This window comes from Ornithinimicrobium avium, assembly GCF_003351765.1.
Taxonomy (GTDB): Bacteria; Actinomycetota; Actinomycetes; order Actinomycetales; family Dermatophilaceae; genus Ornithinicoccus; species Ornithinicoccus avius.
On sequence record NZ_CP031229.1, the window covers coordinates 2785791 to 2800568 of the forward strand.

The 14778-nt window shown below is 73.4% G+C and carries 10 protein-coding genes; 8 read left to right on the forward strand and 2 right to left on the reverse strand.

The window, feature by feature from the left end; genetic code table 11:
- Positions 1 to 48: 48 nt before the first annotated feature.
- On the reverse strand, positions 49 to 1548 hold the full coding sequence (locus tag DV701_RS18845) for an FdrA family protein (RefSeq protein ID WP_228255019.1): 1500 nt from the start codon (positions 1546 to 1548) through the stop codon (positions 49 to 51).
- Between the two features lies 1 nt (position 1549).
- The gene (locus DV701_RS12670; RefSeq protein ID WP_162803010.1) at positions 1550 to 2452 is read right to left on the reverse strand and encodes a DUF2877 domain-containing protein; all 903 of its coding nucleotides are present in this window, start codon (positions 2450 to 2452) and stop codon (positions 1550 to 1552) included.
- A gap of 61 nt (positions 2453 to 2513) precedes the next feature.
- Between DV701_RS12670 and DV701_RS12675 the strand changes: the two genes are divergently transcribed.
- The 8 genes from DV701_RS12675 to DV701_RS12710 all read left to right on the forward strand — a co-directional run bounded on the left by DV701_RS12675 (position 2514) and on the right by DV701_RS12710 (position 14775).
- Positions 2514 to 4217 carry a PucR family transcriptional regulator gene (locus DV701_RS12675; protein WP_114928735.1) on the forward strand — a complete coding sequence of 568 codons (1704 nt, stop codon included), beginning with the start codon at positions 2514 to 2516 and terminating at the stop codon, positions 4215 to 4217.
- Between the two features lie 155 nt (positions 4218 to 4372).
- Complete coding sequence (locus tag DV701_RS12680) at positions 4373 to 5911, forward strand: uracil-xanthine permease family protein (RefSeq protein WP_114928736.1); 1539 nt, start codon at positions 4373 to 4375, stop codon at positions 5909 to 5911.
- A gap of 114 nt (positions 5912 to 6025) precedes the next feature.
- The gene (locus DV701_RS12685) at positions 6026 to 6925 is read left to right on the forward strand and encodes an FAD binding domain-containing protein (RefSeq protein WP_114928737.1); all 900 of its coding nucleotides are present in this window, start codon (positions 6026 to 6028) and stop codon (positions 6923 to 6925) included.
- Positions 6925 to 7485, forward strand: coding sequence for a (2Fe-2S)-binding protein (locus DV701_RS12690; protein ID WP_114928738.1), 561 nt, complete (start codon positions 6925 to 6927; stop codon positions 7483 to 7485). Before DV701_RS12685 ends, DV701_RS12690 begins: the two co-directional genes overlap by 1 nt.
- Complete coding sequence (gene cutA, locus DV701_RS12695) at positions 7482 to 9920, forward strand: aerobic carbon-monoxide dehydrogenase large subunit (RefSeq protein WP_114928739.1); 2439 nt, start codon at positions 7482 to 7484, stop codon at positions 9918 to 9920. Before DV701_RS12690 ends, cutA begins: the two co-directional genes overlap by 4 nt.
- Positions 9920 to 10618: an SRPBCC family protein gene (locus DV701_RS12700; protein ID WP_114928740.1), complete on the forward strand. Its 699-nt coding sequence runs from the start codon at positions 9920 to 9922 to the stop codon at positions 10616 to 10618. Before cutA ends, DV701_RS12700 begins: the two co-directional genes overlap by 1 nt.
- Positions 10619 to 10766: 148 nt before the next feature.
- Entirely contained in the window at positions 10767 to 12896 is a 2130-nt protein-coding gene (locus tag DV701_RS12705) for a hydantoinase/oxoprolinase family protein (protein WP_114928741.1), read from the forward strand.
- Position 12897: 1 nt separating this feature from the next.
- Entirely contained in the window at positions 12898 to 14775 is a 1878-nt protein-coding gene (locus DV701_RS12710) for a hydantoinase B/oxoprolinase family protein (protein ID WP_114928742.1), read from the forward strand.
- Positions 14776 to 14778: the final 3 nt, after the last annotated feature.

The following is a 14778-nucleotide window of genomic DNA, read 5'->3' on the forward strand; positions in this document are numbered from 1 at the left end:
GTCCTTCGGTCGGTGGCGTGCGAGGTATGGGGTGCTCCGGCGCCCTGGTCAGGGGCGGGCGAGCAGCTGGAGCGCGGTGCGGACGGCCTGGGCGTGCGAGGTGTGGACCTGCGCGCCGGCCTGCGAGAGCGTGGCCGCGCAGGCCTTGAGCCCCTGCGGGTCGGACTCCGTGCCGACGAGCGCGACGACGACCGGCAGCTGGCGGCCGTCCTCGCGGGCGGCCGAGCGTGCGGCCGAGACCGCGTCGGCGAGCTCACGGGCGGGGTCGGGGTGCGAGCCGTGGCCGAGGACGAGGTCGAGCAGGAGCACGCCGCAGGTGGCGTCGGTGCCCTGCTCGCGAATCTTCTCCAGCCGCAGCGACGGGTCGATCATCGGGTGCGCCCGGCCCTGGGTCAGCTCGTCGTCGCCGAAGTCGATGACGGCGTGGCCGGTGAGCGGCTCGTGGCCGGAGACCTGCGGGCTGCCCTCGAGCGGGATGTTGGAGGCGATCGGGCCGAGCTGCTCCTCGGTGATGATCATCGCCTCGTCGGCGAGGGTGCCCCCGCAGTAGAGCCCGCGCAGGTGCTCGCCCTGCCCCGGCTCACCCGCGGGCCGCGGCTCGACGGCGGCCCACCACGGCCACTCCGGGACCGTGCCGCCGGCAGCCGTGAGCGCGACCTCCGTGGCGGCGGTGAGGTCGGGCAGGCCGCGGCCGAGCGTGGCCCAGGAGACTCCGACGCCGAGCTCGCCCGCCAGGGCGGTCAGCTCCTCGACGACGGCCGGGGAGGCCGGCTTGGAGACGATGATCACGTGCTCGGTGGCCTCGTCGGCGGCGAGTGCGCGCAGCGCCTGCTTCGCCGAGCGGCCGCCGACCGCGTCGGACAGGTCGCGGCCGCCGAGGCCCAGCACGTGGCTGACGCCCTCGCCGGCCAGGTCGAGCAGGCACATCACCTGCTGCGCGCCGGTGCCGGAGGCGGCGACGACCCCGAACCGCCCGGGCCGGGTGACGTTGGCGAAGCCGAGGTAGGCCCCGCCCACCACCGCCGTCCCGCAGTCCGGACCCATGACGAGCACGTCGGCGGCCGCGGCCGCGTCCTTGAGCCGGATCTCGTCCTCGACGGAGACGTTGTCGGAGAAGAGCATGACCGACAGCCCGGAGCGCACCGCGTCGAGAGCGTCGGCGACGGCGTGCCGGCCGGGCGTGGAGATCAGGGCGAGGTTGGCCCCGGAGCGTGCGGCGGCCGAGCCGACCGTGCGCGGGGCCACCTCCTCGGCGGTCCCCGTCCGCCGCGACCTGGCCCGGAGCTCGGCGAAGACCTCCTCCAGCCTGGCCAGGCCCGCGCCGAGCGCGCCCTCGTCGCTGCCGCGCAGCGCGACGACCAGGTCGTTGGGGCCGGCTGCACCGGGCACGTCGAAGCCGCCGTCCCGCATGAGGCCGAGGTTGAGCTCGGTCCCCATGCCGATGAGGGCGTCGGTGACGCCCGGCGTCGTCCTCACCTGCTGGGACACCTGCATCAGGGTCACGGAGTCGTGGTAGACGCCGCTGCGCACGTCGACTGTGTCGGTCACGTCAGTCCTCTCGGGGGACGGGGTCGGGACGGGTATGGACAGAGGTGGCGAGCAGGTGCTCGAGGGCAGTCCGGACACCGACGAGCAGGTCGGAGCCGGAGGAGTGGCCGATCCGGGTGACGGCCCGGGCCAGGACGGTGAGTCCGGCGCCCCCGTCCCCCGGCCCCGGGCCGTGCTGCGCTGCGGCGAGGAGGTCGCGCACGGGCGGCACGGCATACCCGTCGAGCGCGTCGCGCAGGAGCGTCGCCGAGAGCGCGGTGGTCCGGTGCAGGCTGCCCCGGACGGCGTCGGCGAGGGCGGCCCGGTCCGGATGGCCGGCGGCGCCGAGCACCAGGAGCATCCCGCACAGGACGTCGTCGCCCGACGGCGTGAGGCCGGGACCGAGCCCGACGAGCGCGGCGACGCCCGGGACGGGGTCGTGCAGGGCCTCCGCGGCCAGCGGCCCCAGGTCGGCGCGGCCGGGTCGCAGCGCCAGGCCGTCGAGGGCGGTCACCACCTCCGGAGCCGCTGGCCACGAGCCGGACGGGACGGGGCGCGGGAGCCACGAGCGGCGGACCTGCAGCTGGGCCCCCGAACCCTGCACCCGTCCCTCGCCGACGGCGACGGTGGCGCCGACGGCGAGCCGCAGCGCGGCGAGGTCGCCGGGACCGGGGACGAGGACGGCGCCCGGGAGGCGCAGGGCGTCGGGGGAGACGAGGGCCAGGACGTCGGCGGTCGGGCTCCCGGCCGGCGGTCCGGCCGGCGCCCCGGGGGGCATCCCGGGGGGCATCCCCACGGGCAGGAGGTAGGCGGCGCTCCCCGAGGACGCGAGGACCCGCGCGCCCACCGCCGGCCCCCACAGCCAGCCGGGTGCGCGCGTGGAGGCAGCAGCAGGTGCGCTCCGCCGCACCACCGCTGGTCCCATCCGTCCACCCTAGGCAGGGGCGGGCTTGCCAGGGCTGGCCAACGTTGACGACAATGCGGCGATGGAGCGCCAAGTCTTGCCAACGGAGCAGTCTTCCGCCCCCGCAGCCCCGGAGCCGTCCCGCCGCGACACCGGCCTGGACCCGACACCGACCGGCATCACCGTGCGGGAGGCCCTCGCCCTCGACGTCCTGGCGGGCGCCACCGTCCTCGCCGGCGCGCAGGGCCTGGACCGCCTCGTCACCCGGGTCAACGTCATGGAGGTGCCCGACGTCCTGCCCTGGGTCCGGCCCGACGAGCTGCTGCTGACCACCGGATACCCGCTGCGCCAGCACGGGGACCTCGTGGCGTGGGTGCGCGCGCTCGACGCACGCGGGCTGGCCGGGGTGGCGGTCAAGCTCCACCGCTACGTCGACCGGCTGCCCCCGGAGGCGCTCGCCGAGGCCGACCGGCTCGGCCTGCCGGTCCTCGCGCTCCCCGAGGAGCTGGGTTTCGACGACGTCATGAACACCGTGCTCACCCTCGTCCTCAACCGGCGCGCCGTCACCCTCGCCCGCGCCGAGCAGGTGCTCGACGACCTCGTCGGCGTCGTCATCTCCGGCGGCGACCTGGACCGGGTCTGCGAGGGCATGGTCCGCCACCTGGCCGAGGCCGCCCTGGTGACCTCGATGGACGGCCGGGTCCTCGCGCGGGCGGCAGCGAGCGAGGAGGTGCTCCAGGCGGTGCTCGCACTGCCGTGCTTCGACCCCACCGGCCGTTTCCTCGTCGAGGAGGAGGTGCCGGGTGTCTCCGTCGAGCACGAGGACCTGCACCGCATGGTCGCCCGGATCCCCGGCGGGGCCAGCGACCTGGGCCGACTGGTGCTGGTGCGCAGCAGCCGGTTCGCCGCCGAGGACCGGCACGTGGTCGTGCCGGCGACGACCGCGGCCGCCCTGGCCATCACCAAGCAGCAGGCGGTCGCGGCCGTGGAGGCGCGCTACCGCGCTGACTTCCTGCGCGACGCGCTGCTCGGCCGCGCGGGCACGCCCGACCGGGTCCTGACCCACGCCGCCGACCTCGGGTGGGACCTGGACCAGCCGCTCGCCGTGGTCGTCGCCGAGGTCGACGGGCCCACCGAGCACGAGGGTCTGGCCGAGCCCGAGCGCTTCCGGGCCGCCTGGCGCGGGGCCGCGGCCACCGACGACCCGACCACCGCGGTGGCCGGCTTCAGCCAGGAGGTCGTGCTGCTGCTGGGCGTCCCCGCCGAGGCCGAGCCGGCCCAGGTGACCGAGCGCGTGAGCGCCATGGCCCGGCAGGTGCACGGCCTCGGTGGCGGCGGCCGCCGGACCTTCTGCACCGGCATCTCCCGGACCCTCACCGACGTGGCCGACCTCCCGCGGGCCTACGCCGAGGCGCGCAAGGCCGTCCAGGTCGGGCGCCGGCTGCACGGCCCGCGGGCGACGACCCACTTCGACGCGCTGGGCGTCTTCCGGCTGCTCTCCCAGATCGAGGGCCGGGAGGAGGTCGACAGCTTCGTCGCCGAGACGCTCGGCCCGCTCGCGGCCGGCGGCGACCCCGACGCGGAGGACCTGCTCCATACCCTCACCGTGCTGCTGGACAACAACCTCAACGTGGCCACCACCGCCCGGGCGCTGCACTTCCACTACAACTCGCTGCGCTACCGGATCGGCAAGCTGGAGCGGATGCTCGGGCCGTTCACCACCGACCCGCGGCTGCGCTTCGCGATCATGCTCGCCCTCCAGGTGCGCCAGCTGCGCGAACCGTGAGCCGGGACCGGCAGGTCTTGCCGACGGCAGGGGTGATGCTTCGTCAACAACCACCAGAGTGACAGGTCGACCCCAGCACGTAGTCTCGCCTGGCAAGGGCGTGTCAGCCACCGTGGCTGAGCAGACGCGCCTGCATCCCACACAGGAGTGGACACATGGCCCTTGGATGGAAGCTTCACGGAGACGGCAAGACCCTCGGCCCCGGCGACGTGGTCGCGCCCGACGAACGGCTGAGCTGGGGACGCACCGCCGGGCTCGGCGCGCAGCACGTCGTCGCGATGTTCGGCGCGACGTTCGTCTTCCCGCTGATCATGGGGCTCAACCCCCAGCTGGCGATCATGATGAGCGGCATCGCCACGATCATCTTCCTGCTGATCGTCAACGGCAAGGTCCCCAGCTACCTGGGTACGTCCGCCGCGTTCGTCGGCGGCGCCGCCGCGGTCTACGCGCAGGGCGGCACGCCCCCGCAGGTGACCGGTGCGATCCTCGTCGCGGGCGTGGTGCTCGCCCTGGTGGGCGTGTTCATCCACTTCATCGGCGCCGCCGCGCTGACCAAGGTGCTGCCGCCCGTGGTCACCGGCGCGGTCGTCATGCTCATCGGCTTCAACCTGGCGCCGGTCGTCGCCAACATCTACTGGCCGCAGGACCAGTGGATCGCGCTGGCCACGATGACCGCGACGATCCTGCTGGCCACCATCCTCCCCGGCTTCTGGGGCCGCGTCTCGGTCCTCCTCGGCCTCGTCTTCGGGTATGTCGCCTCCTGGCTGGCCGACCTCGCCACCGGTCCGATCACCGCCTTCAACGCGGGCACCGGCGAGGTCGACACCCACAACCGGGTCAACTGGGACGGCGTCATGTCCGCCCCGTGGTTCGGCTTCCCGCCGGCGACCGACCTGGCCAACGGCGTCGTCGGCTGGCACACGCCGGACATCAAGCTCACCTTCGTGCTGCTCATGCTCCCGGCGGTCATCGCCCTGGTCGCCGAGAACGCCGGCCACGTCAAGGCCGTCGAGGAGATGACCGGCGCCGACCTCGACCCGATGATGGGCCGGGCCATCGCCGCCGACGGTGTCGGCACGATCATCGCCAGCAGCGTCGGCGGCTCGCCGACCACCACCTACGCCGAGAACATCGGGGTCATGGCCTCCACCCGCGTCTACTCCACCGCCGCCTACTACGCCGCGGCGCTCGTGGCGATCGTCTTCGGCCTCTCGCCCAAGTTCGGCGCCCTGGTCTCGGCCGTCCCCGGCGGCGTGCTCGGCGGCATCACCGTGGTCCTCTACGGCATGATCGGCCTGCTCGGCGCGAAGATCTGGGTGGAGAACCGGGTCGACTTCTCCCGGCCGATCAACCTCGTCCCCGTCGCGGCCGGCATCATCATCGCGATCGGCGACACCTCGCTGAACATCACCAGCACCTTCAGCCTGGCCGGCATCGCGTTCGGCACGATCGTGGTCATCACGGCCTACCACCTGGTGGCCTGGCTGATGCCCGCGTCGATGCGCGACGCCAACTTCGGCACCGCCACCATCGCCTCCCCGCCCGGCATCCAGAGCCTGGACAACCTCGGGTTCGCCGAGGACTACGGCCTGCGCGGCCGCCGCGTCCTGGGACGGACCGACGACGGTCACCTGATCGTCGAGGACGGCCCCCAGGCCGACGAGGACGGCGAGCGGCCCAGGGTCGACGCCTGAGCTGATCACGGTCGGGCGGGGAGCCACGACCTCCCCGCCCGGCGGTCAGGGCCTCACCGACCAGCACATCGCCCGCCAGCCGTCGAACCCCCGCCAGCACCAGGAAGGAGTGAGATGAAGCCGGCACCCTTCGTCTACCACGCACCGCGCGAGCTCGAGGAGGCCCTGGGCCTGCTCGCCGAGCACGGCCACGAGGGCAAGGTCCTCGCCGGCGGCCAGAGCCTGGTCCCGGTGCTCAACATGCGCCTGGCCGCCCCGGCCCACCTGGTCGACATCAACCGTCTCCCCGGCCTGGACCGGGTGGAGGTCACCGACGACGCCGTGCGGGTCGGCGCGCTCGTGCGCCACGCCGACCTGCTCGCCCACGAGGGCGCGGCAGCGGCCCAGCCGCTCCTGCGCCAGGCCCTGCGCCACGTGGCGCACCCGGTCATCCGCAACCGCGGCACGGTCGTGGGCTCCCTGGCGCACGCCGACCCCTCCGGCGAGCTGCCGGCGATCCTGGCGATCACCGACGGCTCGGTGCAGCTGCGCTCCCGCGGCGGGGAGCGCACCCTGAGCTGCCAGGAGTTCTTCGTCGGGCCGATGGAGTGCGCCGTGGAGCCCGAGGAGCTCGCCGTGGTGGCGGTGTTCGGGCGCTTCCCGGCCGGCACCCGCACGGCCTTCACCGAGACCGCGCGCCGGCACGGCGACTACGCCGTCGCCGGCACCGCCCTGGCCCTGCGGGTCGAGGACGGCCGCGCCACCCTCGCCCGGGTCTCCTACGTCTCGGTCACCGAGGTGCCCGCGGTGCTCGACCTCGTCCCGACCCTCGAGGGCCACGACCTGGGCACCCCCGGCGCCGCGGCGGACCGGGCCCTGCAGGACGCGCTGGCCGACGCGGTCGCCGCCTTCGTCGAGCCCGGCGACGACATCCACGCCTCCGCCGACTACCGCAGGCACCTGGCGGTGGTGCAGACCACCCGGCTGCTCGCCGAGCTGCTCGGCAGCACCGCCGCGACGACCGAGGAGAACTGATGGCCACCCAGCGTGTCCGGATCCGCCGGAGCACCCCGCCGTTCAACCCCAGCGAGGCGCCCGAGGAGCCCGAGGAGCTGCTCGAGATCACGCTGCGGGTCAATGGCACCGAGCACGACCTCGAGGTCCCCGGCCGCCGGCTGCTCTCCGACGCGCTGCGCCACGACCTGGGCCTGACCGGCACCCACGTCGGCTGCGAGCACGGGGTGTGCGGTGCCTGCACCGTCCTGGTCGACGGCCGCCCCTCCCGGTCCTGCCTGATGTTCGCCGCCACCGCCCAGGGCCACGAGATCACCACCGTGGAGGGCCTCGCCAGGCCCGACGGGACCCTCGGGCCGGTGCAGCAGGCGTTCGTGGAGTGCCACGGGCTGCAGTGCGGATTCTGCACGCCGGGCTTCCTGACCACGATCACGGCCTACCTCGAGGAGAACCCGGACCCGACGCAGGAGGAGGCGCGCGAGGCGATCGCCGGCAACCTGTGCCGGTGCACCGGCTACCAGAACATCGTGCGGTCGGTCTGTCGCGCGGCCGAGCTGCGGCGGGAGGGTGAGCAGCAGTGAGCACCCGCTCGGTCGGCGACCGCGTCCAGCGCAAGGAGGACCCTCGCCTGGTCAGCGGCCAGGGCCACTACCTGGACGACCTGTCCCAGCACGCGCTCGCCGCGGCCTTCGTGCGCAGCCCCCACGCCCACGCGCGGATCACCGACATCGACGTCTCCGGGGCCCTGGACGTGCAGGGCGTGGTCGCGGTGTGGACCTGGGAGGACCTGGACCAGACGCACGAGGCGGCGGGGCAGCCGCTGCCCATGCTCATCCCGCACCCGAGCATCACCGCGCCCTTCACGGCATACGCGCTGGCCAAGGAGACGGTCCACCACGTCGGCGAGGCGGTCGCGATGGTGGTCGCCACCGACCGCTACCTCGCCGAGGACGCCGCGCAGCGGGTCCGGGTGGAGTATGAGGTGCTCCCGGCGGTCGTCGGGGTGGAGACCGCGCGCGCCGCGGAGCACCTGGTCCACGAGGGTGCGCCGGGCAACGTCGGCGCCTACTTCGAGCAGGAGCTCGGCGAGCCGGGCCCGCGGATCGACGCCGCGCCGCACGTGCTCGAGCTCGACCTGGACATCCAGCGCAGCGCGAGCATGCCGCTGGAGGGCAAGGGCGTGGCGGCCCGCTGGGACCCCGAGCTGCGGATGCTGCGGATGCACTCCTCGACGCAGACCGCGACCGGGCTGCGCGCCGCGGTCGCCGCCAAGCTGGGCCTGTCCCTCTCCCAGGTCGAGGTCATCGTGCCCGACGTCGGCGGCGGGTTCGGGGTCAAGATCAACCACCCCTGGCCCGAGGAGATCTGCGTCGCGGCGGCCGCGCTGCGGATGCAGACCGAGATCAAGTGGGTGGAGGACCGGCGCGAGCACTTCATCTCCTCGGCGCACGAGCGGCAGATGCTCCAGCACGTGCGGGTCGGCTTCGACGACGACGGCGTGATCCTGGGGATGGAGGCCGACGTCTGGCACGACCACGGCGCCTACCTGCCCTACGGCGTGATCGTGCCGCTCAACACGGTCACCCACATCCCGGGCCCCTACCGGCTCAAGAACTTCCGGGTGAGCTTCACCTCGCTCTACACCACGACCGTCATCGTCACGCCCTACCGCGGCGCCGGCCGGCCGCAGGCCGCGTTCCTGATGGAGCGCACGATGGACGCGATCGCCGCGGAGCTCGGGCTGGACCGCACCGCGGTGCGCTCGGCCAACTTCATCCAGCCGCAGGAGTTCCCGTGGGACATCGGGATGCTGCTGCAGGACGGGCGGCTGGGGATCTACGACTCCGGCGACTTCCCGGCCAGCCTGGACAAGCTCAAGGCGCTCATCGGGTGGGAGGAGTTCGAGGCCTACCGCGAGCAGGCGCGTGCCGAGGGCCGCCAGGTCGGGATCGGCCTGGGCTGCTACGTCGAGGGCACCGGTGCCGGGCCCTACGAGGGTGCGCACATCGAGGTCGAGACCAGCGGCCGGATCAACGTGGCCACCGGGCTGACCACCCAGGGCCAGGGCCACCAGACCGTCTTCGCCCAGATCGTCGCCGACGAGCTCGGCGTGCCCCTGGACGACGTGCACGTGACCACCGGCGACACCCGGGCGATGGCCTACTCGGTCGGCACCTGGGGCTCGCGCGGGGCGGTGATGAGCGGCAACGCGATGCTGCTCACCGCCCGCAAGCTCAAGGAGCGTGCGCTGCGGATCGCCGCCGACGCCCTCGAGGCCAACCCCGACGACCTGGAGATCGTCGACGGGATCATCAGCGTCAGGGGCGCGCCCGAGGCGACGATCCCGCTGAGGACGGTGGCGGTCCTGGCCAACCCGCTGCGCTACGCCTTCGACGAGTCGGCCAAGGCCGCGACCCAGTTCGGCGGCAAGGCCGACGAGACCAAGCCGCCGATCCCCGAGGAGGACCGCCCCGGGCTGGAGGAGACGCAGTTCTTCTCCCCGGTGCGCACCACCTTCGCCAACGGGATGCACGCGGCGATCGTCGAGACCGACCCGCAGACCGCCGAGATCACGGTGCTGCGGTATGCCGTGGTGCACGACTGCGGTCCGATGCTCAACCCGATGATCGTCGAGGGGCAGGTCTACGGCGGCGTCGCGCAGGGCATCGGCGGCGCGCTCTACGAGAAGATGGAGTACGACGCGGACGGGCAGCTGCTCAACGCCTCCTTCATGGACTTCCTGATGCCGTTCTCCACCGAGGTCCCGCACATCGAGACCGACCACCTGGAGACGCCCAGCCCGCTGAACCCGCTGGGGATCAAGGGCGCCGGCGAGGCCGGGACCATCCCGGTGGCCGCCGCGATCGCCTCGGCGATCTCCGACGCCGAGGGCTTCGCCGTGACCCGGATGCCGATCTCGCCGAGCGACCTGTGGCACCTGCGTGCCAGCCGCCGGACCGACCGGACCGACCGGACCGACCGGACCGACCAGACCGACCAGACCGAGGAGTCCTGATGCAGATCTCGGGCAGCAACCACCTGTCCGCCGACCCCGCCACGGCGTGGGAGGCCTTCCACGACGAGAGCGTGCTCGTCGCCACCCTGCCGGGGGCCCAGGCGATGCGCGAGGTGGCGCCCGGCAGCTTCGAGATGACGGTCAGCGCCGGGGTGGCCGCGATCCGCGGCACCTACGACGGCACCGCCGTCTTCTCCCAGGAGGTGCCGCAGGAGTCCTTCGTGCTCTCCCTGGCCGGCGCCGGCGGGCCGGGCACGATCAACGCCGACGTGACCGTGAACATGGCCGCGGCCGACGACGGCGGCACCGACCTGACCTGGACCGCAAACGCCACCGTCGGCGGCCCGGTCGGCGGGGTCGGCCAGCGGATGCTCAGCGGTGTGGCCAAGCGCCTGGCCGGGCAGTTCTTCGCCAACATCGACAAGGAGCTGGTGCGGCGCGCCTCCGGCGAGCCCGAGCTCCCCACCCCGACCGGCGAGCTCGACCCCCCGACCGGCGACACGGTCGGTCCGGTCCCGTCCGGGAGCCAGCTGCCGCAGGCGGCCGGCAGCCCCGGACGCCTCGGTGCGCTGCGGGCCGCTGCCCTGCCCGGCGCCGCGGACGGCGACGACTCGTTCGCCAGGGGGATGGCGGTCGGTGCGGCCGTCGCGCTGCTCGGCGTCCTCGTCGGTGCCCGGGCCCGCGGGCGCAGCCGCTGACGCGCGCGCCCGGACGGGCAGATCCTGCTCGTTGAGCCTGCTGGCGTCGGCACATTCTGCTGACGAAAGCGCCACCCGCCTCGGCTTGAATCAACCTCGAGGCACTGTCCACCCGGGCCACCGACGCCCCTCCCGCGAAGGACGATTGATGACCACAGCAGCGCCCCGGCGCATCCGGATCGGCATCGACACCGGAGGGACGTTCACCGACGTGGTGGCCTTCGACGAGGACGCCGGGACGATCACGACGACCAAGACGCCCTCGACCCCGGGCAACCCGGCCGACGGCTTCATCAACGGCATCGACAAGGTCCTGGACGTGCTCGGCGCCACCGGGTCCGACGTCACGGCCGTCTCGCACGGGACCACGGTGGCGACCAACCAGCTGCTCGAGGGCAAGATCGACCAGGTCGGGTTCATCACGACCCAGGGCTACGAGTTCGTGCTGGAGATCGCCCGGCAGGCGGTGCCGGACGGCTACGGCAACTCCTACTTCTGGGTCAAGCCGCCGCGGATCACCGACGCCGACCTGGTGCGCACCGTGGGCGGCCGGCTCGACTTCGAGGGCAACGAGGTGCGCCCGTTCGACGACGAGGGCGCCCGCGCCGTGGCCCGCTGGTTCGCCGGCCGCGGGGTGAGCACCCTCGCCGTCAACTTCCTGCACTCCTACGCCAACCCGGCCCACGAGGAGCGGATGCGCGAGGTCATCCTGCAGGAGATGCCCGAGGCGGTCGTCTCCATCTCCAGCCAGGTGCTGCGCGAGTACCGCGAGTACGAGCGCTCGATGACCACCCTCGTCGACGCCGCCGTCAAGCCCCGCGTCGGCGCCTACGTGGCCAACATCACCGAGCGGCTGAGGGCCTACACCGGGACCACGGGGGACGCCTCGCACCGGGCGCTGCCCTTCTACATCATGAAGTCCAACGGCGGCGTGCTGTCGGCCGAGGAGGTCGTCCACCAGCCGATCACCACGGTCCTCTCCGGCCCGGCGGCCGGGGCGCTGGGCGCCGCGCTCATCTCCAGCCTGGCCGGCTTCGAGCGGGTCCTGACCTGCGACGGCGGCGGCACCTCGACCGACGTGTCGGTCGTGCTCGCCGGCGAGCCGACGCTGACCACCGAGGGGACGGTCGGGGACTACCCCTCCAAGATCCCGATGATCGACGTGGTCACGGTCGGCGCGGGCGGCGGCTCGATCGCCTGGATCAGCCCGGAGGGCTCGCTCAAGGTCGGCCCGCAGTCGGCCGGCGCCGACCCTGGGCCGCTGTGCTACGGCAACGGCGGCGCGGACGGCGCCCCGACGATCACCGACGCCCACCTGGTCCTGGGCCGGATCCCCCCGCACCTGCTCGGCGGCGAGATCCCGCTGGACGTCGGGGCGGCCCGCGCCGGCATCGAGGAGATCTCCGGCCGCCTCGGCCTGGACCGCGAGCACGCGGCGGCCGGCATCCTGGAGATCAGCGCCTGGAACCAGGCCAACGCCCTGCGCCAGATCTCGGTCAAGCGCGGCCTGGACGTGCGCGACTTCACCCTGGCCACCTTCGGCGGGTCCGGCTCCCTGCTGGCCTGCCGCCTGGTCGACATCCTCGGCCTCGCCGGCGTCATCGTGCCGCCCAACCCCGGCAACGTCTCCGCCTTCGGCCTGCTCACCGTCGACGTCAAGAACGACTACGTCCAGACGATGGTCACCAAGCACGCCACGCTCGACCTGGCAGCCCTCGACGGCGCCTTCGAGGAGCTGCGGACGCGGGCCGCGCACGCGCTCGACGTCGAGGGCTTCCCCGCCGACCAGCACCGCTTCCAGCGCACCGCCGACCTGCGCTACGTCGGCCAGGCCTTCGAGGTGCGCGTGCCGGTGCCCGACGACGGGCTGGACGCCGCGGCCGCCGAGGAGGTCGCCGAGGCCTTCCACGACGCGCACCGCGCGCTCTACGGCTACGACTTCCGGGGCGACGCCGCCCAGGAGGTCGAGTGGGTCAACCTGCGGGTGACCGGCATCGGGCCGATCACCCGCCCCACCCTGCCCACGATCGAGGCCGGCGACGGGGACCCCTCGGGCGCCCGCACCGGCGCCCGTCAGGTCTGCTTCGAGGCGGACGAGGGGTATGTGGAGACCTCCGTCTACTGGCGCCCCCACCTGCGTGCGGGGGACACCTTCGCCGGCCCGGCGATCGTGGAGGAGTTCGGCTCCACGGTGCCGGTCCACCCAGGCTTCGCGCTGCGGGTCGACGCGTGGGGCAATTTGATCATCACCCGGCCGTCCAGCAACGAGGAGCGCTGACATGACCACTCCCACCACCGCGCCGGCCGTCGACCCGATCGTCGTCGAGATCGTCCAGGGCACCCTGGCCTCGGTCGAGATGGAGGTCGAGACCGCGATCGCGCGCACCTCGCGCAGCCCGATGATCCGCGACGCGCACGACTTCCGCGCCGGCATCCACGACCGGGCGCTGCGCAAGCTCACCGGCCGCTCCTACAGCGCGCTGGTCCACCCGGTGGCCCGCGACTTCCCGCTGGAGACGATGCGCGAGGGCGACGTCTTCTTCCACAACGACGTCTACGAGTCCGAGGGCGGCATCGGCCACCTGCCCGACCTGTGCGTCACCGTCCCGGTCTTCCACGAGGGCGAGGTCGTCTGCTTCGTCCAGGCCTTCGGCCACCACGACGACATCGGCGGCGCCACGCCCGGCTCGATGCCGTCGGCGGCGACGAGCGTCTTCGAGGAGGGGCTGATGGTGCCCCCGATCAAGCTGTGGGACCAGGGTGTGCCCAACCGGGCGGCGCTGCGGATCATGACCCGCAACTCCCGGATGCCCGAGTCGCTGGCCGCCGACCTGGACGCCGAGTGCTCGGCCTGCCTGATGGGGGCCTCGCGCCTGTCGGAGCTGTTCGCCCGCTACGGCCGGGAGACGGTCGAGGCGGCGTTCCAGGCGATCCTGGACAAGACCACGCAGACCTACCGCCGGGAGATCCTGTCCAAGATCCCCGACGGCGAGTACGTCTGGGAGGACTACGCCGAGCACGACGGCGTCGACGCGCCGAGACTGCATACCCAGCGGATCACGCTGACCAAGACCAGCACCGGCGGGCCTCAGGACGGGCCCAAGATCATCATCGACTTCACCGGCACCGCCCCGCAGGCCAAGGGGCCGATCAACCACTGCGGGGACTACGCGGACGGCAACTTCCTCAAGAAGTGGCTCGCGCCGATCCTGCGCAACCTGGCCGACACCCCCGAGCGGATGGCCGAGCTGGACGTCAACGAGGGCGTGGTGCCGCTCATCGAGATGAGGTTCCCGGAGAAGGGCACGCTGCTCACGCCGATCTTCCCGGCGCCGACCAACGCGCGCACGTTCGTCATCCTGCGCCTGCTCGGCGTGCTGGCCGGGGTGGTCGCCAAGGCGGTCGACGGGAGGATGCCGGCGGACCAGGAGACGATCCGCTACACCGGCGTCTACGGCAAGGACCGGGACGGCAAGGACTACCTCATGCGCGAGGTGCTCGGCGGCGGCTCCGGCGGCCGCTACTACGCCGACGGCGAGGACACGATCCACGTCGTGCCCGACTCGCGCAACCTGCCGACCGAGTTCACCGAGTCCCGCTTCCCCTTCCTCGTCGAGCGGCTGGGGCTGGCGGTCGACTCCGGCGGGGCCGGGCGCTACCGCGGCGGGCTGGGGTACGAGAAGGCGATCCGGATGCTCAAGGACGCCCACTTCATGTCGATCGCGGACCGCTCGATCCTGGCCTGCTGGGGCGTCAAGGGCGGCAAGGCGGGGCACCCGTTCGAGGTCTGCATCGGCCCCGGCGGCCCGGACGAGAGGTATGTCGACGCGCTCGCCGACGCCGAGCCGGTCAGGGCCGGGGAGATCATCCGGATCCGCACCACCGGCGGCGGCGGCTGGGGCGACCCGCTGGAGCGACCGACCGAGGAGGTCGAGCGCGACCTGCGCTGGGGCAAGGTGTCCTTCGAGGGCGCGCGGCAGGACTACGGCGTGGTCGCCTCCGGCACCAGGGACGAGCCGGTGATCGACGAGGCCGCCACGCAGGCGCTGCGCGCCGAGCGCCGGGCGGCCCGGGGCGAGGAGCCGTTCTTCGACCGGGGGCCGGGCTACGCACGGCTCTCCGGCGGCGCCACCTCGGCCGACGTCGACTGGCTCTGAGGA

Excerpts from the sequence above, each read along its gene's own strand:
- DV701_RS12670 (WP_162803010.1), bottom strand. The coding sequence starts at position 2,452 with ATGGGACCAGCGGTGGTGCGGCGGAGCGCACCTGCTGCTGCCTCCACG.
- DV701_RS12675 (WP_114928735.1), top strand. The coding sequence starts at position 2,514 with ATGGAGCGCCAAGTCTTGCCAACGGAGCAGTCTTCCGCCCCCGCAGCC.
- DV701_RS12680 (WP_114928736.1), top strand. The coding sequence starts at position 4,373 with ATGGCCCTTGGATGGAAGCTTCACGGAGACGGCAAGACCCTCGGCCCC.
- DV701_RS12685 (WP_114928737.1), top strand. The coding sequence starts at position 6,026 with ATGAAGCCGGCACCCTTCGTCTACCACGCACCGCGCGAGCTCGAGGAG.
- DV701_RS12690 (WP_114928738.1), top strand. The coding sequence starts at position 6,925 with ATGGCCACCCAGCGTGTCCGGATCCGCCGGAGCACCCCGCCGTTCAAC.
- DV701_RS12700 (WP_114928740.1), top strand. The coding sequence starts at position 9,920 with ATGCAGATCTCGGGCAGCAACCACCTGTCCGCCGACCCCGCCACGGCG.
- DV701_RS12705 (WP_114928741.1), top strand. The coding sequence starts at position 10,767 with ATGACCACAGCAGCGCCCCGGCGCATCCGGATCGGCATCGACACCGGA.
- DV701_RS12710 (WP_114928742.1), top strand. The coding sequence starts at position 12,898 with ATGACCACTCCCACCACCGCGCCGGCCGTCGACCCGATCGTCGTCGAG.